Origin of the sequence: Phenylobacterium sp. 58.2.17, from assembly GCF_026411515.1 — a bacterium.
Taxonomy (GTDB): Bacteria; Pseudomonadota; Alphaproteobacteria; order Caulobacterales; family Caulobacteraceae; genus Phenylobacterium.
In genome coordinates this window covers 113,246-133,255 of sequence record NZ_JAPMTQ010000004.1, presented here as the reverse complement: position 1 = coordinate 133,255, position 20,010 = coordinate 113,246, and the positions used below count along the sequence as shown (strand labels likewise).

The 20,010-nt window shown below is 65.3% G+C and carries 28 protein-coding genes; 19 read left to right on the top strand and 9 right to left on the bottom strand.

Annotated features, from left to right (window positions below; translation table 11 throughout):
* Positions 1-52: 52 nt before the first annotated feature.
* Positions 53-268: a hypothetical protein gene (locus tag OUA97_RS05130; RefSeq protein ID WP_267230742.1), complete on the bottom strand. Its 216-nt coding sequence runs from the start codon at positions 266-268 to the stop codon at positions 53-55.
* On the opposite strand from OUA97_RS05130, the gene OUA97_RS23345 reads away from it, so the two are divergent.
* From OUA97_RS23345 to OUA97_RS05105, 6 genes are all read left to right on the top strand, one after another.
* Complete coding sequence (locus OUA97_RS23345) at positions 192-515, top strand: hypothetical protein (RefSeq protein WP_323690526.1); 324 nt, start codon at positions 192-194, stop codon at positions 513-515. The two genes, OUA97_RS05130 and OUA97_RS23345, sit on opposite strands and share 77 nt — an antisense overlap.
* A gap of 241 nt (positions 516-756) precedes the next feature.
* The gene (locus OUA97_RS05125) at positions 757-2,106 is read left to right on the top strand and encodes a PepSY-associated TM helix domain-containing protein (protein ID WP_267230741.1); all 1,350 of its coding nucleotides are present in this window, start codon (positions 757-759) and stop codon (positions 2,104-2,106) included.
* 44 nt (positions 2,107-2,150) lie between these two features.
* Positions 2,151-2,573: a DUF2946 family protein gene (locus OUA97_RS05120; RefSeq protein ID WP_267230740.1), complete on the top strand. Its 423-nt coding sequence runs from the start codon at positions 2,151-2,153 to the stop codon at positions 2,571-2,573.
* A gap of 85 nt (positions 2,574-2,658) precedes the next feature.
* Positions 2,659-4,704, top strand: a complete 2,046-nt coding sequence (locus OUA97_RS05115; protein ID WP_267230739.1) for a TonB-dependent receptor family protein — start codon at positions 2,659-2,661, stop codon at positions 4,702-4,704.
* Between the two features lie 51 nt (positions 4,705-4,755).
* Positions 4,756-5,220 carry a copper chaperone PCu(A)C gene (locus OUA97_RS05110; protein WP_267230738.1) on the top strand — a complete coding sequence of 155 codons (465 nt, stop codon included), beginning with the start codon at positions 4,756-4,758 and terminating at the stop codon, positions 5,218-5,220.
* Positions 5,217-5,816, top strand: coding sequence for an SCO family protein (locus OUA97_RS05105; protein WP_267230737.1), 600 nt, complete (start codon positions 5,217-5,219; stop codon positions 5,814-5,816). Before OUA97_RS05110 ends, OUA97_RS05105 begins: the two co-directional genes overlap by 4 nt.
* A gap of 35 nt (positions 5,817-5,851) precedes the next feature.
* Here the strand turns inward: OUA97_RS05105 and OUA97_RS05100 are convergent, their stop codons facing one another.
* On the bottom strand, positions 5,852-6,496 hold the full coding sequence (locus tag OUA97_RS05100; RefSeq protein ID WP_267230736.1) for a phosphoribosyltransferase: 645 nt from the start codon (positions 6,494-6,496) through the stop codon (positions 5,852-5,854).
* Between the two features lie 165 nt (positions 6,497-6,661).
* Here OUA97_RS05100 and OUA97_RS05095 point away from each other — a divergent pair, with 165 nt between their 5' ends.
* From OUA97_RS05095 to OUA97_RS05080, 4 genes are all read left to right on the top strand, one after another.
* Positions 6,662-8,176 carry an AAA family ATPase gene (locus OUA97_RS05095; RefSeq protein ID WP_267230735.1) on the top strand — a complete coding sequence of 505 codons (1,515 nt, stop codon included), beginning with the start codon at positions 6,662-6,664 and terminating at the stop codon, positions 8,174-8,176.
* Between the two features lie 79 nt (positions 8,177-8,255).
* Positions 8,256-9,023, top strand: coding sequence for an SDR family NAD(P)-dependent oxidoreductase (locus tag OUA97_RS05090; RefSeq protein WP_267230734.1), 768 nt, complete (start codon positions 8,256-8,258; stop codon positions 9,021-9,023).
* Positions 9,024-9,031: 8 nt separating this feature from the next.
* Complete coding sequence (locus OUA97_RS05085) at positions 9,032-9,475, top strand: hypothetical protein (protein ID WP_267230733.1); 444 nt, start codon at positions 9,032-9,034, stop codon at positions 9,473-9,475.
* The gene (locus OUA97_RS05080) at positions 9,472-10,071 is read left to right on the top strand and encodes an NAD(P)H-dependent oxidoreductase (RefSeq protein ID WP_267230732.1); all 600 of its coding nucleotides are present in this window, start codon (positions 9,472-9,474) and stop codon (positions 10,069-10,071) included. The genes OUA97_RS05085 and OUA97_RS05080 overlap by 4 nt, the downstream gene beginning before the upstream one ends.
* A gap of 38 nt (positions 10,072-10,109) precedes the next feature.
* On the opposite strand, the gene OUA97_RS05075 is transcribed toward OUA97_RS05080, so the two are convergent.
* The 3 genes from OUA97_RS05075 to OUA97_RS05065 form a co-directional block, all read right to left on the bottom strand.
* A complete protein-coding gene (locus tag OUA97_RS05075; protein WP_267230731.1) occupies positions 10,110-11,102 on the bottom strand; it encodes a zinc-dependent alcohol dehydrogenase family protein in 993 nt (330 codons plus the stop codon).
* Between the two features lie 183 nt (positions 11,103-11,285).
* Positions 11,286-12,515, bottom strand: a complete 1,230-nt coding sequence (locus tag OUA97_RS05070; protein ID WP_267230730.1) for an acetate/propionate family kinase — start codon at positions 12,513-12,515, stop codon at positions 11,286-11,288.
* Positions 12,512-13,474, bottom strand: coding sequence for a bifunctional enoyl-CoA hydratase/phosphate acetyltransferase (locus tag OUA97_RS05065; RefSeq protein WP_267230729.1), 963 nt, complete (start codon positions 13,472-13,474; stop codon positions 12,512-12,514). The genes OUA97_RS05070 and OUA97_RS05065 overlap by 4 nt, the downstream gene beginning before the upstream one ends.
* 199 nt (positions 13,475-13,673) lie before the next feature.
* On the opposite strand from OUA97_RS05065, the gene OUA97_RS05060 reads away from it, so the two are divergent.
* The gene (locus OUA97_RS05060) at positions 13,674-14,060 is read left to right on the top strand and encodes a DUF302 domain-containing protein (RefSeq protein ID WP_267230728.1); all 387 of its coding nucleotides are present in this window, start codon (positions 13,674-13,676) and stop codon (positions 14,058-14,060) included.
* A gap of 26 nt (positions 14,061-14,086) precedes the next feature.
* Here OUA97_RS05060 and OUA97_RS05055 read toward each other — a convergent pair whose 3' ends face one another.
* Complete coding sequence (locus OUA97_RS05055; protein WP_267230727.1) at positions 14,087-14,923, bottom strand: universal stress protein; 837 nt, start codon at positions 14,921-14,923, stop codon at positions 14,087-14,089.
* Between the two features lie 173 nt (positions 14,924-15,096).
* On the opposite strand from OUA97_RS05055, the gene OUA97_RS05050 reads away from it, so the two are divergent.
* From OUA97_RS05050 to OUA97_RS05040, 3 genes are all read left to right on the top strand, one after another.
* Positions 15,097-15,246, top strand: a complete 150-nt coding sequence (locus tag OUA97_RS05050; protein WP_267230726.1) for a hypothetical protein — start codon at positions 15,097-15,099, stop codon at positions 15,244-15,246.
* Between the two features lie 96 nt (positions 15,247-15,342).
* Positions 15,343-15,855, top strand: coding sequence for a pyridoxamine 5'-phosphate oxidase family protein (locus OUA97_RS05045; RefSeq protein WP_267230725.1), 513 nt, complete (start codon positions 15,343-15,345; stop codon positions 15,853-15,855).
* Positions 15,856-15,931: 76 nt separating this feature from the next.
* Entirely contained in the window at positions 15,932-16,219 is a 288-nt protein-coding gene (locus tag OUA97_RS05040; RefSeq protein ID WP_267230724.1) for a hypothetical protein, read from the top strand.
* On the opposite strand, the gene OUA97_RS05035 is transcribed toward OUA97_RS05040, so the two are convergent.
* Positions 16,216-16,707, bottom strand: coding sequence for a pyridoxamine 5'-phosphate oxidase family protein (locus tag OUA97_RS05035; RefSeq protein ID WP_267230723.1), 492 nt, complete (start codon positions 16,705-16,707; stop codon positions 16,216-16,218). The genes OUA97_RS05040 and OUA97_RS05035 overlap by 4 nt on opposite strands.
* 369 nt (positions 16,708-17,076) lie before the next feature.
* Here OUA97_RS05035 and OUA97_RS05030 point away from each other — a divergent pair, with 369 nt between their 5' ends.
* The 5 genes from OUA97_RS05030 (at position 17,077) to OUA97_RS23405 (ending at position 18,827) form a co-directional block, all read left to right on the top strand.
* Positions 17,077-17,325, top strand: a complete 249-nt coding sequence (locus OUA97_RS05030; RefSeq protein ID WP_267230722.1) for an Hsp20/alpha crystallin family protein — start codon at positions 17,077-17,079, stop codon at positions 17,323-17,325.
* A 34-nt stretch (positions 17,326-17,359) separates the two neighbouring features.
* A complete protein-coding gene (locus tag OUA97_RS05025; RefSeq protein WP_267230721.1) occupies positions 17,360-17,782 on the top strand; it encodes a DUF2267 domain-containing protein in 423 nt (140 codons plus the stop codon).
* Between the two features lie 30 nt (positions 17,783-17,812).
* Positions 17,813-18,274 carry a host attachment protein gene (locus OUA97_RS05020; protein WP_267230720.1) on the top strand — a complete coding sequence of 154 codons (462 nt, stop codon included), beginning with the start codon at positions 17,813-17,815 and terminating at the stop codon, positions 18,272-18,274.
* A 111-nt stretch (positions 18,275-18,385) separates the two neighbouring features.
* Entirely contained in the window at positions 18,386-18,589 is a 204-nt protein-coding gene (locus OUA97_RS05015; RefSeq protein WP_267230719.1) for a dodecin family protein, read from the top strand.
* A gap of 88 nt (positions 18,590-18,677) precedes the next feature.
* Positions 18,678-18,827, top strand: a complete 150-nt coding sequence (locus OUA97_RS23405) for a BON domain-containing protein (protein ID WP_416362411.1) — start codon at positions 18,678-18,680, stop codon at positions 18,825-18,827.
* A gap of 22 nt (positions 18,828-18,849) precedes the next feature.
* Here the strand turns inward: OUA97_RS23405 and OUA97_RS05010 are convergent, their stop codons facing one another.
* Positions 18,850-19,644: a sensor histidine kinase gene (locus OUA97_RS05010; RefSeq protein ID WP_267230718.1), complete on the bottom strand. Its 795-nt coding sequence runs from the start codon at positions 19,642-19,644 to the stop codon at positions 18,850-18,852.
* A gap of 27 nt (positions 19,645-19,671) precedes the next feature.
* Entirely contained in the window at positions 19,672-20,010 is a 339-nt protein-coding gene (locus OUA97_RS05005) for a host attachment protein (protein ID WP_267230717.1), read from the bottom strand.

Below are 20,010 nucleotides of genomic sequence, written 5' to 3'. Positions count from 1 at the left end.
GGCGTCGAAAGCGAGACTCCGCGAGTCCGCTTCGGGCCATCAACGCGGGAATTCACATGACGTCGCCGCGCGCATGAGCTAACAGCGCCGCCGTGCCGCGCCGAGATTCCAGCTTCGGACAGGTTTGGCGCCACGTCTTTCTGACGCTGGCGTCCTTGGCGGTTGCGCTTAAGGTCCTGGTTCCGTCCGGCATGATGGTGTCGGCCGAACCTCGCAACGAGCTGCCGATCCCGATCGTGCTTTGCACCGCCCAGGGCGCCGTCAGCATCGAGCCTGGCGCGCCCCTTTCGAAGCACGGCGACCACGATCAAAGCGAAAAGGCCAAGCACGAGACGCCCTGCGTGTTCGCCGGACATGGCGCCGGAGCTACGGCATCTTCGGTGGGCGATATCGAGCGCGTCGAATTCGCTGCCTATGCGGCCGCAGCGCCCGTGCCCACGGCGGCCGTCTCTCCTGGACGTGGCGTTTCAGGGCCGCCGCTTCCCCCTCGCGGACCTCCTGCTCAGCTGATCTGACCTCCTGGCCCCGCGCCAAGACGCGCCGACTCGCGCCTATGCGCCGAGATCGCCGCCTGCTCATCAGCTCACGACGCCCAAGCTGCGTCGAAGGACCCGGTATGAAGTCTCTGCTCGCATACGGCGCAGCCCTTGGCGTTGCGCTTCCACTCTCCGCCCCCGCAGACGCCGCCCTCGAAGCGCCGACCAACACGGTCGACCGCGTGGTTGTCACGGGCGCCTGCTCAGCTTGGTGATGGCCATGCCGCTCTCCGATGCGCGCCCGCCTGAAACCGCCGTGAGCGGTCTCTACCGCGCTTTCTGGCGCTGGCACTTCTACGCCGGCCTCGCGGTGATGCCGGTGCTGATGCTGATGGCGCTGACCGGCGGGCTCTATCTCTTCAAGCCGGAGATCGAGGGGGCGCTCAACCGGCGCCTTCTCCATGTCCCGCCTGCTGCGACGTCGACAGCGCCGCAGGCCTGGGCCGACGCAGCCCTGAACGCCGCACCGGGCAAACTCGTTCAGCTGGTCGTCCCTGCCCAGCCCACCGACTCCGCCAAGCTCGTCGTCGAGTCTCCGAGCGGTTCCCGGCAGGCTGTGTATGTAAACCCGCACGACGCCAGCGTGCTGGGGACCATCGCCGACGGCGGCTTCATGGACGTCGTCAAGCGGCTGCACAGCCTCGATATCGCCGGGCCAATCTTCAACCTGCTGATCGAAGTCGTGGCCGGTTGGGCGATTGTGATGGTGGCGACCGGTGTGGTGCTCTGGTGGCCTCGCGGTCAGACCGGGGGTGTCGTCTCCGTGCGCGGCGCGCCTGCCAAGCGGGTGTTCTGGCGCGATCTGCACGCGGTCACCGGCATCTTCGCCGGCGCGATCATCGTGTTCCTGGCCGCGACCGGGATGCCGTGGTCGGCGGTCTGGGGCAAGGAAGTCCGCAGAATGACGACTGAGGCCGGTTGGGGGCGCCCGACTGCACCTGGCGGCCCTGGCTTGCATCAGGCGCACAACCCGCCGGCCGTTCCTTGGGCCTTACAGGAGGCTGACATCCATGTCGGTCACGACATGGGTGACATGGCGGAGGTCCATGCTCTCGACCTGGACGGGGCGGTCGCGAGCGCTGACGTCGCGGGCCTGAAGCGCCCCTACGCGCTGTCGTTGCCGTCGGCGCCGGGCAAGCCTTGGCCGGCGTCCTACATGCCCGACAAGGTGCAGGACACCCGTACGATCTATCTGGATCCAACCGACGGCCGCGTGCTCGCCGACATCGGCTATCGCGACTTCGGCCCGGCCGCCAAGACCATCGAATGGGGAATCGCCGTCCACCAGGGACAGCAATACGGGCTGGCCAACAAGCTCGTCATGCTCGCGGGATGCATCGCCATCTGGCTGCTTGGGGTCTCGGGGTTGGTCATGTGGTGGAAGCGGCGGCCGAAAGGCCGGCTAGCGGCGCCGCCAAGAGCGCTGACGCGAGGCGCCTATATCGGATTGGCCGCGGTCGTCGTGCCGCTCGCCATCATCTATCCGCTGGTCGGCGTGTCGCTGATCGTCGTGTTGGGCATGGATGGTCTGATCCGCCTGGCGTCCAGAAGCGTCCCCCGGAAGGCTTGATGCGCGCCTCCGGCATCAGGAACCGATCGGCCACGAGCACCCGCGTGCTTTGGTCAGATCTGCGCCGGTCGCCGGCCTGGCGCGGCGTCTGCCTGACGCTGGCCGTGCTCGCGGTGGCTTTCAAGGTCTTGGTTCCTGCCGGCTTCATGGCGGCGGCCCCGACCAACGACCTCCCCTTCCCGCTTGTGCTGTGCACGGGCCAGGGCGCGCTGGTGGTCGCACCTGGCGACGTCCTGCCCGGACATGAGGAACAAGGGACAGATGGGAAGGCCGCGCCCCATAATCCCTGCCTGTTCGCCGGCCACGGCGTCGGCGCGCCCGCGCCAAATCTCCTCGATGCTTCTCGCGTCGAGTTCATTACCTACGCCGCCTCAAGCCCGGTGACTCCGGCCTTCACTCTTGCGCCTGGCCGCGGCCTCGCCGCGCCCCCGCTTCCGGCCCGCGGTCCTCCCAGCCTGCTGATCTGACGTCTCGGCCTCAATGGCCGTCATTCGCCACTACTCAGCACGCTCTCGGCTGCGCATCGCCGCAGCCGCAAGGACCCAAAATCTTATGAAGTCTCTCCTGCTGGCCTCCACGGCCGCGCTCACGCTCGCCTTTCCGCTCACCGCCGTCGCCGACGACGGTCAGGCCACGACCGTCGACTCGGTCATCGTCACCGCCCAACCAAACCCGGAAGATCCGGCGGTCGTCGCCAACGCCCGCAAACGCCTCTCAGAGACGCCCGGCGCCGTGTCGGTGATCTCGGCTGAATCCTACGAGCAACGCTTCGCGATCGCCCTCGATGACATGCTCCGCGACGCGCCTGGCGTCTTTGCGCAGAAGAAATGGGGCGGCGACATACGCATCTCGATCCGCGGCTCAGGAATCGGCAACGCCAACCACAATCGCGGCCTGCTGATCGCTCAGGACGGTTTGCCGCTCAACGAGGCAGATGGTTATGGCGATAGCCAGATCGCCGACCCGCTGCTGGCCCGCTACACCGAGGTCTATCGCGGCGGCAATGCGTTGCGCTTTGGCGGCGCCTTGCTGGGCGGCGCGATCAACATGGTGACGCCCACCGGCGCGAACGCCGGCTTCGAGAACCAGATGCGGATCGACGGCGGCTCGTTCGGCCTGCTCCGCCAGCATATCGCGGTCGCGCGCCAGGCGGGCGACTGGGACGTGTTCATCGCGGGCACCAATCAGACGGGCCAGGGCTGGCGTCCGCAGAGCCAGCAGAACATCCAGTTCGGCTCGCTCAACATCGGTCGCGGTTTTGGTGAAGACCGCGAGGTGCGGCTGATCATCAACGGCTCGAACATCAACCAGGAGATCCCCGGCGCCCTGACCCGCGCTCAGTTCGACGCCGACCCGCGCCAGGCGGCGGCCGGCAACGTACTCAATGACCAGAGCCGCAATCAGCGCGGGCTCCGGGGCTCGCTCAGGAGCACTTGGCGGGTGAGCGACGAGCTCGTCTTCGAAGGCGGGGTCTATGCGATCTGGAAGGATCTCGATCATCCGATCTTCCAGGTTATCGATCAGCAGAGCCGCAACTACGGCGTCTTCGGGCGGCTGGACTGGGATGGGACCATCGCCGGAATGCGCGCCGACGGCTACGCCGGCGTCTGGCTGCGCAAGGGCGACCTGGACTCCAATTTCTACGTCAACATCAAGGGCGCCCGAGGCGCGCCGACCTCGCGCTCCCTGCAGAACGCCACGGCGAGCGACGTCTTCGGCGAGGGGCGCCTGTTCGTGAGCGATCAACTGGCCCTCGTGGCCGGCGCCACCTGGGGTATCGCCACCCGCGACTATCAGAGCTTCGCCATTCCCGGCATGCCGGCCACCTTCGATCTCAAGGCGTCCAAGGACTACGACTGGATCGCCCCGCGGATCGGTCTGCTCTGGGAAGACGAACAGGGCTCTCAGGTGTTCGCCAACCTCACCAAGTCGGTCGAGCCGCCCAACCACGGCTCGATGTCGCCGACTGGGAACGGGTTCGCTCCGGTCGAAGCCCAGGAGGCCTGGACGGCGGAAGTCGGGACACGGGGCCGCCGCGGCCCCGTGACGTGGGACGTCACCCTGTACCGCGCGCAACTCGACAACGAGATGCTGCAGTTCACGCCGGGGCCGAACATTCCGGCCACGACCTTCAACGCCGACAAGACGATCCACCAGGGCCTGGACGCGGCGCTGGACTGGAAGATCACCCCTCAGATCCGTCTACGCCAAACCTACACTTGGTCGGACTTCCGGTTCGACGGCGACGCCCAGTATCGGGAAAATCGGCTGCCGATCGTGCCCGAGCACTTCTACCGCGCCGAACTCCGCTACGATCACCCGGCCGGCTGGTTCGTGGCGCCGTCGGTGGAGTGGGCCGTCTCAGACGCCTGGGTGGACTTCCAAAACACCACCAAGAGCCCGTCCTACGCGATCCTCAACCTCAACGGCGGCTGGACCCTCAACGACAAGGTCTCGCTGTTCATCGATATGAGGAACCTGACGGACGAGGCCTACATCTCGAACGTCCAGGCCCAGATCAAGGCGACTGCGGCTTCAGCCGCCTATTGGCCGGGGGACGGCCGCTCCGTGTTTGGCGGCGTCACCGTCGCATTTTGATCTTGAACGCGGCGGGCCACCGGCCCGCCGCCCCCTCTTCCGGAGATTCCGATGAAACCCGTCCTCGCCCTGATCCCGCTGACTCTCGTTCTGGCCTGCAGCCCCAGGCCAGAAACGCCGCCGAGCGTGGCCGTTGCCGACGCCTGGTGTCGCCCGACCCCCGCGGGCGCTCTGGCTGGCGCCTGCTACCTGACGCTGACCGCAAACGTCGACGACCGCCTGGTCGGGGTCGAGACGACCGTCGCCGACCGCGGCGAAATCCACACCATGGACATGACCGGCGGCGTCATGCGCATGCGCAAGCTGGACGACGGCCTAGCCCTGCCGAAGGCGACACCGGTCGCCCTCAAGCCCGGCGCCGAGCACCTGATGCTCATTGCTCCGAAGCAGCAACTCGCCGAGGGCGAACGCGTCCCGCTGACGCTGAAGTTCGCCAAGGCTCCTGCCCAGACGATCAACGCCCCCATTCGCCTGCCCGCCATGCCCGGCGGCCACTCTCAGGAGCATGGCCGGTGACGCGGCAAGGCAAAATCCTTCTGAGCTTTGCGCTGATGGCGACGCTCCTGATCGGGACGATCGCGATCATCGGCCTGCGCGCCACACCCAAGCCAGCCGACGCCGGCGCGCCCATCGGCGGCCCCTTCGAACTTGTCGAAATGACAGGAGCGCCGGTGACCGAGAAGAGCCTGATAGGCAAGCCGACGGCGATTTTCTTCGGCTTCACCTATTGTCCCGAAGTCTGTCCCACGACGCTGATGGAGTTGACTTCAGCACTGAAGACACTTGGCCCTGAAGCCGACGAGCTCAATGTCGTCTTCGTATCGGTCGATCCGGCCCGCGACACGCCCGAGCAGATGAAGCTCTACCTATCCAACTTCGACCCGAGAATCCGGGGGTTCACAGGAACCCCGGAAGCGATCGCCGAGGCCGCCAAGGCCTACCGCGTGTACTACAGGAAAGTCCCGGTCGAGGGCGGGACCTACACCGTGGATCACTCGTCGTCCGTCTACCTGTTCGACGCCGACGGCAGGTTTGTCGAACCGATCGCCTATGGTGCGCCTCATGAGCGCGTAGTGGCCCAATTGAGGAGCTTGGCCCAGCGGAGAGGGTAGCGGGAGGCCTCAGGCGCGGCCCGCGAGCGTGACCACTAGCGACCCGCCGAAAACTCGCGGAGGGCCTCGATGACTTCTTCGTCCGACAGTTGATGGAAATCCTGGTACCACGCGCCCACCCCATGGAAGGGTTCAGGCTTTTCCAGACAAATGAGGTCGTCGAACGAGTCCGCGAGGGCCGCAATCGCCTCAGCTGGCGCTACCGGCGTCGCGAGCACCAGGCGCCCAACCCCCTGCGCTCTCAACGCGGCGCCGGCCGCGCGAGCAGTGGCGCCGGTCGCAAGGCCATCATCGACGATGATCGCCGTGCGACCTGCCGGACTCGGCCGTGGGCGATCCCCGAGGTAGAGATTACGGCGGCGCTCGATCTCAGCCAATTCGCGCCCCCGCGCCTGCTGGAGGTATTCGTCGCTGGCCCCAGTTAGGCGCGCCACGTCTGGATTGATGACGGTAAGGGGCTCGGCGCCATCCGTCACCGCTCCCACTGCGAGTTCCGGCGAGCCCGGCGCCCCGATCTTCCGCACCAGCACGATGTCGACTGGCGCGTTTAGCCGCCGCCCGATCTCTATCGCGATCGGAACGCCGCCCCGTGGCAAGGCATAGATGATCGGGGCTGCGAAGTTGCGCGCGGCGAGGGTGTCCGCCAGCTGGCGCCCGGCCTCCGTGCGATTCAGGAACATGCCGTTTCTCCCGAGCGAGCCCGACCAAAACAAGTTTGAGGCCTCGCCCCTCGCACGCGTTGAGCCAAGTCAATCGTGCTCGGGACGCCCGAATGTCAGAATGCCGCCTGCGGAGTGCTGCGGTCTCGTTTGACCGATAGCGGACGGGCAAGGCGTGAGGTGTCGATGCGCAACTCCAAATCAGCCGTGCAGGAAAGTCAGCGCGCGATTGTCGATGCGATTGAAAGCGGCGCGGCGGGGAACGAAGGGCCGCTTCGGCGGGTCGACACGCACATGTCGCACGTCTTCCTGGGCAGAGATCACGTCTACAAACTTAAGCGCAGCGTCAGGCATCCGTTCGGCGACATGTCGTCAGTCGAGGCGAGACGCGTGGCTTGCCAAGCGGAACTGGAGGTCAATCGTCAGCTTGCCCCTGACCTTTACAGGCGGGTGCTTCCGGTCACCCGCGATGCGTGCGGCGACGTCCGGATCGGCGGCGAGGGCCGGATCGAGGATTGGGTGGTGGAGATGCGGCGCTTCCCGGATGGAGCGCTATTTTCCGAGCTGGCTGACGAAGGCGCCCTCACGCCCGATCTCATCGCCGAGGCTGCTGCGACAATAGCCCGTTTCCATGCATCCCTCCCTCCTCTGGGCCGAACCGGACACGCAGTCGATTATCGGCGCATCGTGGAAGGCCTGCGCCAGACGGAGGCGGAAGGAGCTGCAGCGCTAGGAGTCGCCCCAGCCTCTCAACCTCTGTTCGAGGCGCTCGAGAGGGCGATATCGCGCCTGTCGCCCGTGCTTGAGGCGCGGCGGGAGTCCGGCTCCGTGCGCCGCGGCCACGGCGATCTCCACTTGCGAAATATCTGCGTCTTCGAGGGGCGCGTCACGCCGTTTGACGCCTTGGAGTTCGATCCCGCCCTCTCCAGCGCAGACGTCCTCTACGATCTGGCTTTTCTGCTGATGGATCTGCGAGCACGCGGGCTGAGCGGCCACGCCAACATCGCCATGAACACTTACTGGGACGCCACCGGCGAGGCGGAAGCGGCGCTTTCGTTGTTGCCGCTATTTATGGCCCTCCGCGCCGCCGTCCGCATGGCGGTCGCCACCGAGGCCGGAAATCTGGTTGAGGCGGACTCCTACCGCGCCCTGGGGAGGAACTTGCTCGAACCCTCCTTGCCCCGGCTGCTCGCGATCGGGGGCCTGTCCGGGAGCGGCAAAAGCACCCTCGCCCGCGCTGTAGCCCACGAGCTTCCCGGCTGTTGCGGCGCACGCGTTCTCCGCACCGATGTCATCCGCAAGCGTCTGGCCGGAGCGAAGCCACATGATCGGCTTACCGAAGAATCCTACCGCTTCGCCGCCCGAGCCAGCGTCTATGACGCCCTGGCCAATCGCGCGCGTGAGGCCCTTGGCGCCGGGGTTTCCGTGGTCGCAGACGCCACCTACAGCGACGCCTCGTTCCGCGCCGGGATTGAGAGCGCGAGGCAAGGCTATGCGTTTCAGGGCATTTGGGTAAGCGCGCCGCCGGAGGTCCGGGCCGCGCGCGTCGCCCAGCGCCAAGGCGACGCTTCGGATGCGACGGTCGAGGTCGCCTTGAATCAGGTCGAACCTCGATCCCTTGGCGCCTGGATCAACCTAGACGGCGACCAACCTCTCCCTGCCCTGGTGGATGACGTTCGTCGTCGCGTCATGCCGCGCTGACCGCCGCGCCGATTGATCCGGCGCAAAGCCCCCGCGCTCCAGGCGCCTAGGTTCCCAGGGGACGACTAAGGAGGTCTCCATGGGCAGGCTGGACGGCAAGGTCGCGGTGATCACCGGCGGCGCCTTGGGCCTCGGACGCGCCACAGCGTTGCGAATGGCCGAGGCGGGCGCTGCGGTCGCCGTCTGCGACGTGCGGCTCAACGAAGCCAACGCGCTCGTCGATGAGTTCGTCGAGCGCGGCCTTCAAGCTGCAGCTTGGCGCCTGGATGTATCCAGCGAAGCCGAATTCGAGAATGTGCTTAGCGACGTCGCTAGGCGGTTCGGCCATATCGACATCCTGGTGAATAACGCCGGCGTCGCGGGAGCCGACAAGCCGACAGACCAGCTGACCGAAGCGGAATGGGACGCGGTCCAGGCGGTGAACGTCAAAGGCGTATTCTTTGGCGTCAAGCATGTGATCCCCCACCTGCGCCGCGCCGGCGGTGGCAGCATCATCAACCTAAGCTCGATCTACGGTCTGATCGGCGCGCCCGACGTACCCCCCTACCACGCCTCCAAGGGGGCGGTGCGCCTGATGACCAAGACCGACGCGCTGCTCTACGCGCCAGAGAAAATTCGCGTGAACTCCGTCCACCCTGGCTTCATCTGGACGCCAATGGTCGAGGGCCATCTGAAGGCTCAGGGTGACTTGGCGCAGGGCCGTCTCGCGGTCGACGCGTTGCATCCGCTGGGCCACATCGGGGAGCCGGACGACATCGCCTGGGGCTGCGTCTACCTCGCCTCCGATGAAGCCAAGTTCGTCACCGGCGCCGAGCTGGTGATCGACGGCGGCTATACGGCACGGTGAGGACCGCCATGTCCGCGATCCTCAACGCCCTTTCGCGCGGCGTCCTCGTCTGGCTGTTGTTGATGGCCGCCGAGAGCCTGCAGGGCGCCCTGCGCCGCCTGTTTCTCTCCCCGACGCTGGAGCTGGCGCTGCGTCAGCTCTCGGTGATGGTCGGAGTCGCCGTCATCTTCGCCATCACCTGGGCGTTGCTGCCCTGGATGCGGATCCGCACGACGCGACAGGCCTTGGCGATCGGCGCCATGTGGGCGTTGCTCACGCTCGCCTTCGAGTTGGGGATCGGCTGGATTGTGGGCGCCGATTGGAGCCGCATATTGGCCGACTACGATCTGATCCACGGCGGATTGATGCCGCTTGGCCTTCTGGCGATGGCCCTGACACCCTGGGCGGTTTGGCGGCTACGGACCACCCGCGCCTCCCCGCGCTCTGACCGCAGGCTACGGAAATCACAGTGAAACACGCTGTCATCGTCGCGCATCCCGCCCGCAAAAGTCTCAATGCGTCGATTGCGCAAGCCTATCGCACGGCCGCCGAGAAGTTGGGCCACTCGGTCGACGTTCGCGATCTCTATGCCATGCGCTTCGACCCCTGCCTCAAGGCCGCCGAAATTCCAGGCCCCAAGGCGCCGGTGTTCCGCGACGACGTGCTTCGGGAGCGCGCGCGATTGGCGGACGTCGACGTATTCGTCTTTGTCTATCCGCTCTGGTTCAACGCGCCGCCTGCGATCCTCAAGGGGTACGTCGACCGGATCTTCGGCATGGGTTTCGGATTTCAGCCTGGGCGAGGCGGCAATGACCCCGCCCTCACCGGACGTCGATTGATAAGCTTCACAACGTCCGGCGCCCCAGATCGCTGGGTTCGCGATACGGGTGCTATGACCGCCTTGACCCAATTGTTCGACAATCACCTGGCCGGAACCTGCGGCCTGACGGTCGTCGACCACATCCACTTCGGGGGCGTGGTTTCGGACATGACCGAAGAGTCCGCGGCGGACGTTTTCGCCAGAGTCCGGGTAGCTGCCGCTCAGCATTTCGGAGTTCAGAATTCCTGATCGGCCCCGGCAGGTGAGCACGAGCTCAGCGATGAGGACTACGGCCTAAGCACCGCCGCGCCGGCGAAGGCTCCCGAACGCAGATCGTCGAGCGCTTGGTTCGCCTCGGCCAGGGGATAGCTGATCGCGTGCGGTCGGACGCCCGCAGCAGCGGCCCATGGCAAGTAGTCCTTCGCATCTTGCCGAGTGAGATTGGCGACCGAGACGAGACGTCGCTCCCCCCAAAGCAGCGCATACCCAAAACTCGGGATGTCGCTCATGTGGATGCCGCCGCACACGACCGCTCCCCCCTTGCGCACGGCGGCGAGGGCGAGGGGCACGAGTTCGCCGGCCGGAGCGAAAATGATCGCGGCGTCGAGGGCCATCGGCGCCCGTTCACTCGAACCGCCAGCCCATGCGCACCCCAGGTCCATCGCCAGCGCCTGCGCCAGGTCGTCTTGGTCGCGGGTGAACGCATAGACCGTCTGCCCCTCGAAGATCGCCAGCTGAGCGAGCAGATGCGCGGCGGCGCCAAACCCATAGAGGCCGAGATGGCGAACCCCGCCCCCCGCACAGGCCGCCCGCCACGCTCTAAATCCTATCAGGCCGGCGCACAGCAGCGGCGCGGCGTCTGCGTCGCTGAATTCCGCGGGTATCGGACAGCAAAAGTCGGCCCTGGCGATCACGCAGTCGGCGTACCCGCCGTCGCGGCTCCAGCCCGTGAACTCGGCGGCATCGCAGAGGTTTTCCCGTCCCTCGCGGCAAAACCGGCAGACGCCGCATGTCCCCGCCAGCCAACAGACGCCAAGGCGCTCACCAAGGCGAACATCCGTCACGCCCGGACCAACCGCCTCGACCAGACCGACGATCTCGTGACCTGGCGTGACGGGACTTTTGATCGGCGAGAGGTCCCCATCGACAATATGGAGGTCTGTTCGGCAGACCCCGCACGCTCGCACCCGCAGCCGTACCTCACCTGGTCCCGGCGTCGGATCGACGCAAACCTCGGCTACGAGAGGCTCGCGGATTTGTCGCAATCGCATGGCGCGCATGTCAGCCTCGCCGCTTCCCCCGCCTCAACCCGGAACGCCGACACGACGCCGATTTCGGACGCAAGCGGGGATGTGAAGTCCGTCAGCCAAAGGAACACCATCCCCCGCCCTCCGTCACCGGCGTTGCGCCAAGTCAAGGCGCTTCTATCGCGTGGGGCCTAAGCCTCGCCGAGGTCACCGCCGTCACGCTCCTGGCGGGCGCAGCGGTGACCCTGCCGCCCCAAGCGCAGCCGGCGCCTGCTCTCCTTGAATGCAGCCGTATACGCCTCGCGCGATCACCAATTGCTCGTCGGTCGGAACGACAAGGATTTTCACTTCGCCGCCGGCGTCGATCCGGCGCGCTCCAGCCTGGTTAGCCGCCGTGTCGAGCTTCGCGCCAATCCATCCGCAAAGCTCGACAACCCGCTCGCGGATCGCTGGGGCGTTCTCCCCGACGCCGGCCGTGAACACCAGGGTGTCCAAGCCGCCCAACGCGGCGGCCAGCGAGCCAATTTCACGGGCGATGCGGTAAACATAGACTTCCAGCGCTTGCTTCGCGTGCGGCGCGCTGCTGGCCAACAGCGTAACCATGTCCCCGCTCAGCCCTGACAGGCCCAGGAGGCCCGACCGTCGATAGAGCAGATCGCTCACGGCCGCCGGGCTCATGCCTCTGGATTGGAGCAGATATAGAACGACGCCCGGATCTAAGGATCCGCTGCGCGTGCTCATCGGCGGCCCCTCAAGCGCGGAAAAACCCATCGTCGTGGCGACGCTGCGGCCGCGGTCCATGGCGCAGAGCGAGCCCCCGCTTCCGAGGTGCAATACAATGGCCCGACCGCCAGCTTTCTCTGCATCCAGCTCGCGCAACACCCCAGCGATGTAGTCATAGGACAGACCATGGAAGCCATAGGCCACGACGCCATCATCGATCAGGTCTCGTGGCAGGGCGTAGAGGCGCGCCGCCTCCGGCTGATCCGCATGGAAAGCGGTGTCGAACACTCCAACCTGCAGTACGCCCGGAAGGCGCCGCTCCGCGATCTCTACTCCGCGCAGATTGAATGGCTGGTGAAGCGGCGCAAGCGAGCACAGCTCCTCTAACTTCGCGCGGACCTCCGCGCTCAAGATGCGAGGCTGGTGGAAATCCCGTCCGCCATGCACGATACGGTGCCCGACCGCCGCCAAGTCGGCTGTCCATCCGTCGAGCGCCAGCCAGTCGAACAGCCGATCGAGCACGGTCTCAAGGCCCAGTTGTTCCCCCCAGAGCTCGTCAAGCCGCGCGGCGCCTGCGGCGCGGGCGCGCATCCGGGGCGTTCCATTCAACCCCGAGATCTGGCCCTCCATTTTCAAGGGCAGCCCCGCCACGGCTTCATAGACGGCGAACTTCAGGCTGGAAGACCCCACGTTCAGGGTCAGGATGGAGGCCCCCTCTCTCATCTCACATATTTGGCGGGTTTGTGTTGGGTGACGAGGATCGCCAGCGCGCAAGAGGCTAGGCGCGAAGCCTCCGGTTCGGAGCGGCTTGTAAGCATGATGGGGACGCGGGCGCCGAGAACGATCCCTGCCGATTGCGCGCTCGACAGGTAGAAGAGCTGCTTGGCCAGCATGTTGCCGGATTCAATGTCGGGGACGATCAGGATGTCAGCTTCGCCTGCTACCGGCGAGACGATGCCTTTGGCCCTTGCCGCTTCAAGCGATACAGCATTGTCGAAAGCCAGGGGCCCATCCAGCAGCCCCCCGACGATCTGTCCGCGATCGGCCATCTTGCACAGGGCGGCCGCATCGAGGGTCGAGATCATCTTGGGGTTGACGGTTTCAACAGCCGAAAGAATGGCCACTTTGGGCAGCGGCTCGCCCATCGCGTGAGCCAGATCAATGGCGTTCTGCACAATGTCACGTTTGGTGGCGAGGTCCGGCGAGATGTTCAGCGCCGCATCGCTGATCAGTAACGGCCGCGGGTAGCTCGGCACGTCGAGAACGAATACGTGGCTCATCCTGCGGTCTGTTCTCAGGCCCGAGGTTGGCGCTACGACCGCCTCCAGCAGTTCGTCCGTATGCAGCGCGCCCTTCATGATAGCGGCCGCCTGCCCCTTCGCCGCCATCGCACAAGCTGTCGCTGCGGCCTGATGGCTGTGCTCGACATCCACCAGTTCGAACGCCGAAATATCCCGGTCGGCGTCTCGGGCCGCCGCCTCGACCCTCGCCCTGGGGCCAATGAGTATCGGGGCGATCAGCCCGCGTTTCGCCGCCTCGATCGCGCCCGTCAGGGATAGAACGTCGACCGGATGGACCACGGCCGTCAAAAGCGGCGGCTGATCTTCGGCCATCCGCATCAGTCGTTGGAGCTGGCTCCCAGGGTTGGAAGCGCCCATTTCGGCAGCCTTCTCAGCGATCATCACGTTCTCCGGCGCGGGCCCTCATCGCACGCAAGCCTCGGGGATCATTGCGCACCTAGGCGACGGCGGCCAAGACTTTGAAATGATATCGGCAAGCCGCCAGCCGGCGGTCGCACCGGCCGTCAACCTTGAGCCAGCGCAATGCCGACCTCGCATTTCGGCGCCAGCCTGTCGCCTTCGATAGCCATTGGAGCGACACATGTACTATTTCGCCAAGTCGGTGGCGGGCGACTTCGTGGACGTCGTGGCGGCAACCCGGCGCGCGCTCGCCGCCGAAGGTTTCGGCGTTATCAGCGAGATCGATGTCCAGGCGACGCTGAAGGCCAAACTCGGCGTCGATTTCCGGCCGTATCTCATCCTCGGGGCATGCAACCCCGCCATGGCGCACCAGGCCCTGCTGCTGGAGGATAAGGTCGGGACCATGTTGCCATGCAACGTCGTGGTCCAGCTTCTGCCAAACGGTCAGGACGTTGAAGTAGCGGCCGTCAATCCGATCGCCTCGATGGGCGCCATCGACAATCCCGATCTGCGCGGCGTAGCTGCGGCGGTGGGCGGCAAGCTTCAGGCGGCTATTTCGCGTTTGTGAGCCCTCGCTGCTCGCGCCGCCGCGCTTCAATGGGAAAGAAGAAGCGGCGCGGGCACGTCGTGCAAGAGCTGACGGCTGACGCCGCCCAACACCCATTCCTGCAGCCTGGGATGGCCGTACAGGCCGGCGATCAAGAGGTCGATGTCGAGTTCGGCCATCTGCCGCACGATGACATCCGCTGCGTGTTCGTCCTTGCTGCTGTCGACGATGAGATTGGGTCTGACGCCGTGACGCTCGAGCAAGCGCAGCAGCATTCCATCGGTCTCGTCTGCTCCGGAGGGCGAGACCATCAGGACGTGAATTTCGTCAGCGCCCCGGATGAATGGCCACCCATCGCGAAGCGCACGCGCGGCTTCCCGCGAACCATTCCAGGCGACAAGCACGCGTTTGCCGACGGGCGGGGCGTAGTCGTCGGTCGGCGTCACCAGGACTGGCCCACCGCTAGCCATCGCAACGTCCGCCGCCGACACATGCTTCTGCCCCATGTAGACCGGCATTCGGGCAGGCATGACCACGAGATCGGCTCTACGAGCGCATGCGATGAAGGCGTCGGGGTGGTCGCCGCTGACTTTCATGAAATCGAACCCGACGTTGCCCTCGCCGACCCCGTCTCGGAACATCTGCTTTGCGACCTCGCTGGCCTCCTCCACGCCTTTGGCGTGGTCCCTCAAGAGCCAATCGATGTCGTCCGGGGGCAGACCATAGAGTGACTCACCCGCACCGAACTGCAGCAGGAATTCGCTGGTGAGAAAGACCCCTGTTAGATGCGCCTTCCAGCGGCGAGCGAGATCTGCGCCGAACTTGGCGCGGTAAGATCCCCCGGGGGTCGAATCCATCAGTATGAGGATATCGCGATAGTCCATGTGCGCCTCCGTTGGGTGCAGCCTAGCGCGGCGTCGACGGCCCGACTTGACCCAGGTCAAGCCGCGGGCGTTGCGGTCGTGCGGGAGGTCGCGGCGTCTTGATTTGATCCGGCGCAAAGCACTCGCCCTCCTGCAAGCCATGCTCCGCGGGCTCAATCCCTCAGGAGGTAATCATGTCGCTTCGCTTGACCCTCGTCGCAGCAGCGCTGCCGATCTGCTTCGCCGGCCATGCCGCGGCGGCGAAGCAGAACGCCGCCGAGGCCAAGAAGGCGCTTGAGACGGCCGAGGCGGCGCTCCGCCCGCCTCCGCCCTCCAAGAGCTGAGCGCCGATCTGCCAATGAGGCGTGGCCCAAGAACCAATGCGCCTCGTTGGTGGTTCAACGGTCGTAGTGATGGAACCCACCACAGCGAGGCCTCCGATGACGCCCTCAAGACAGACCACGTCCATCGCACCTGACTCCGTCGGCGGCCTCGACCCTCGCGCCATGTGCCTCGAAATACTGGACGAAAACCGGATCATGTCGATCGGGACGGTCCGGAGCGACGGCTGGCCGCACGTAACGCAGGTCAACTATCTCCGGCTTGACCACGCGCTGTACTTCGTAGTCTCGCGCGACAGTCAAAAGTTCGCGAATATCGACCGTGATCCCCGCGTTTCCATCGCGCTTGGCGGGAGTCAAACCCCGCGCGGCCTGTCGATTGCGGCTAGAGCGATGGAAGTTCGGGACGGCGAACGGATCAAGCAATTGAACCGCGCCATGCAGGCGCGATCCAAATCTACGGCCTTCGCACCTCATCCAAGCTCGCCGCTTGTCGCCATCATGGAAGCCAGGCCGGAGATCATATCCCTCGTCGACTATACGAAGCCGCCGGGCGCCCGCCGTTTGATGCGAGTGATTGAGGACTGGCGCCTGGAACCTGTGACGACCTGACGATCCTGGGTAGCAGCCTCAATGGCTACATCCCGCTCCAAACTACCGCGCAGCAGGTCCTCGAAGGAGCTTCATCATGCCCTTTCTCAGCGTCACGAAGACTGGGTTGGCGGTAGGAGCCGCTGTCGGAGGCTGGCACGCACTTTGGGCGCTTCTGGTCATGCTAGGCATGGGCCAGAGTTTTCTAGACTACATCTTGAAACTGCACTTCATCGACCTGCCGCTCCGGGTCGCGCGCTTTGACTGGGCCACCGCCGGCGCCCTGGTGGGCGTGACGGCGCTGCTTGGATTTATCGCTGGCGCTCTCTTCGCTTTGGCGTGGAACGGACTGAACTCCCATAACAAGGCGGACATGGCCCGCTAGGCGGACGCAGCGGCATTGTCCCAGGTCAGTCTTCCGTCCTGACGAGACAAAGCCCGACCGTAGGCGACGTGGCCAAACCCGCGTCGGTAGTCGAGCAGGCTCACGCGCTGGATCACGATCTGGAACAGCGCGATGTCGGTCCCGGTCGTGATGTACTGGGCGATCTCGTCAAACTTCTTCATGAAACACTCAGCGGCTCTCTCCGCGGCTTCACCATTGAGGCGCTTCGCACGGCCGGAAATGGCCAGGCCGCGGATCTGAGACCAATCCGAGTAGGGCGAGGTGATCGTAATGGCGACGCGCGGATCTCGCGCAATGTTCACCGCCTTCTGAGATGATGGATCGCAGCCGAAGTAAAGTGAGAGGCCGCTTGAGGCGTAGCTGACCACAACGGCGTGCGGCCCGCCGTCCGGCAGCAGGCTCGCAAGCGTCATGTCGCGGCACCCTTCCAGCAGTTCGAGCACGTCATCCGTCAGTTTTTCGCTCATGTCACGCTCCTTTGCGGGAACCCTATCCAGGGCGCCGCGAGCCAAGTTTGAGCCTGCTCAATCCCTCGGCAAGGCCGGCGCAAGTCGACGATTGATCGGCGTCAACTCCGCGGGTCTGGCCCCGTGGTGTGCTGGCTTTACGAGTTGGCCAAAGCCAAGGGAGACGCAGATGACCGCTCAAACGCCAGCCAAGACCCCGCCCGCCACGCACCGTTCCGCAATCAGCGTCCTTGCGCCCATCCAGCGTGAGTTTGATCGCCTTTTCGAGAGGCTCGGCGAGGGTTGGGGAGACGGTCCGCGAATGGATGTCCGGGACACCGATGGGGGCTGGAGATCACCGTCGAGCTTCCGGGGATCGACAGGAAAGATGTGAAAATCGCGGTCGAGGACCACATCCTTACGATCAGCGGCGAGAAGAAGACTGAGAGGGAAACCAACCAGGCCGACTATCGCGTTAGCGAGCGCAGCTATGGCGCCTTTACCCGCAGCATCGCACTCCCTAGCAGCGTCTCGGCGGACAAGATCGAGGCGTCCATGCGCGACGGCGTGCTGACGCTCAAGGCGCCGCGGAGCGATCAGGCCAAGCCGCGGACGATCGAGATCCGGCCGACCACATAGGCTGTTCCTCTGGGTTGAGCGGGGAGATACGTCGATGACCACCGGACTTGCCGTGTTCGACACCACCGTGCAGGAAACCAATGCCTGGCTGAACCAGATAGAGGCGCGTTTGCCTCCTTGCGGAAAGCAGGACGCCTATCAAGCTCTGCGCACGGTGCTGCACGTCCTGCGCGACCGGCTCCCCCAGGATGCAGTGCTGGGGCTGTCCGCGCAGTTGCCGATGCTTGTGCGCGGCTTCTTCCTAGAGGGATGGAAGCCAGAACTCGCGCTCGACATCCACGACCTCGCGGACTTCGCCGATCAGGTCGAAACGCGGCTTCCTAAAGGCTTCCCACGCGCCGGACAGGATGTGGCGCAGGCCGTCTTCGCAGTCCTACGACAACAGTTGGACCCGGGCGAGGTCAGCAAATTGGCTCGGATGCTTCCGAAAGGGCTCCGCCCGGTCCTGCTGCCATGATCCAGCCGCCCGGCGGCAGGAGAATTACACATGAGAACTCCATCGCAGCTTTTGTTCGTCCTGACCGACGGCGGCCGCGCACGCTTCGTCAGGAAGTCGCAAGCCACCGGTCACTTTGAGGCCTTCGACGAGTTGAGAGCGCTCAAGGATCTCGATGCGGTGCGCGAGAAGGTTCGCTCGCGAACGCTTCCGCGAACGCAATCAAGCACAACCCCTCGACGTTCGGCGATCGAAGGCGGCGACGCGCTCCGCGCGGCCAAGGAGAGCTTCCTTGATCGGGTCGCCGAGCACGCCGCCGCGACCTGCCGTCGCGAGCGATTTTCCGGCATCTTCATAGCCGCGCCAGCCCGATTGATCGGCCCGCTCGAAGCTCGACTTCGCGACAAGGCCTCTCTAGCCGGAACACTTGGCAAGGACCTCACCAAGACACCAGTCGAGCGCCTGGAGCAGTGGATCGGCGACGTTCCCACCGCCAGGCTCCCACCGCGCTGACACGCTCGTCCCGCGGCCTGACGCTTGGCCGCCGCTTGACCTGCATCAACTCCCTCCCTGGGGCCTGCCTCAGAATGAGAGCGCCACGAACCTGTGGCTGGAGATATCGCCATGCTGAAAGTCATTGAGGTCCTCGCAGAATCCGAAACCAGCTGGGAAGCTGCTGCTCGTTCCGCCGTCGAGGAGGCCAGTCGGACGCTGCGCAATGTCCGCTCGATTTATGTCGAGAACTTTGAGGCGCAGGTCGCCGACGACCAGATCGTCCGCTACCGGATCAACGCCAAAATCACCTTCGAACTCGAAGAAAGTCGCTGAAACGGCCGCCTCGACAGCGTCGATGCTAGGGCCGCCCAGCGATCAGCCAGAGACGCAGGGTCATCGACAGCCCTAGTGCGATTAGCCGATGTGGAGGCTGGGCAGGGTTTCAGTTGTCGAAGGAAGGGTGACGCTTGATGGAAAGGTTCACTCGTGGAGCGAACGCGAGGCCATCGAGCGGGCGGCCTGGTCGGCGGCGGGCGTTCAGATGGTCGTCGATCACCTGAGGGTCGGATAGCAGGACGAGGCAAAGGAGGCCGTCACGGACGGCCCCCTTTCCCGCCGCCAACTTTCAACTCGTGACGCGGCGCCTGCGCACCGTTGCTGTTCAGCCCCGCTGGGAACGTCACCCGTACGACCAGCCCGGAACTCTTCGAAACGAACTCCAGTTCGCCGCCAAGCTGCTTGCTGAGTGCGCGCATCAATCTCAGCCCGAGCCCGCCGCCGGAACGCGGGTCCAGCCCGTTCTTCAAACCCGGCCCCTCATCGGCGATCTCGACGACCATCGACGCCCCGTCCTGGCGGCCGCGCACGTGGATCTTTCCTGCACGACCGTCTCGATAGGCATACTTCACGGCGTTGGTGACGGCCTCCGACACGATCTGGGTGATGGGAAGCACCTTGTCGGGGGTCACACGACAGTTGGGTGGGCACTCGACCCCGATCTCTACGCGGCCGGCCAGCAGGGCGCCGAGCGGCGTACAGGTCGCCTGCAAGTGGCGGGCAAGGTCTGCGGTGGCCTCGGCGCCCTGATCGCTCAGCATTCGGTGTAGGCTGGCGACCGCGTCGGTCTGGGTCCTGATGGCCTCCAACAGCAGGTGCACTGCTTCGGGCGTGACCCTTTCGCGGTCGATCTCCAGTTCCTTGAGGCGCACGAAGGCGGCCAGCATGGCCAGGTGATTGGCGATACGGTGATCAGCTTCTCGCCACAGCCGGCAATCGTCGCACGAAGTTGGTTGGTCCATCATCGCCATCTCGTCAGTCAGCCGAAGGGTTCGATCACCTCCGAGGGTCACGATAGATGGCGCGGCCCGACGGGTTTTGACTTCGGTCAAGTCACTGGTCTGGCCTAGCCTCTGAGCTCATCTCTCGGGCCAGGGGGCGTGAATCGCCTTGTCGAGGACGTGTCCCAGCTCATCGTCCGACATGTCATAGAGATCCTCGGCAAGGGCGCCGACGAGAACCAAATGCGCTTCAAGCTCGTCCCGCAGCGTGTCGAGTTCATCTCCAGGCGCGACGATGACAAGCCCTTCCAGATGGTGTTCGGCCACGATGCGCCGGGCCTCTTGCACCAGCTGCTGGACCGCGATCTCGGGGCCCGCAGGCCCACACGTTGCATACCGGCCATCTGACGCCGGCAGCACAAGTCTCCGTCGCCCCCTGGAGGCGATCAGGAACAGCAGCTTGTGGACCTGCGACAC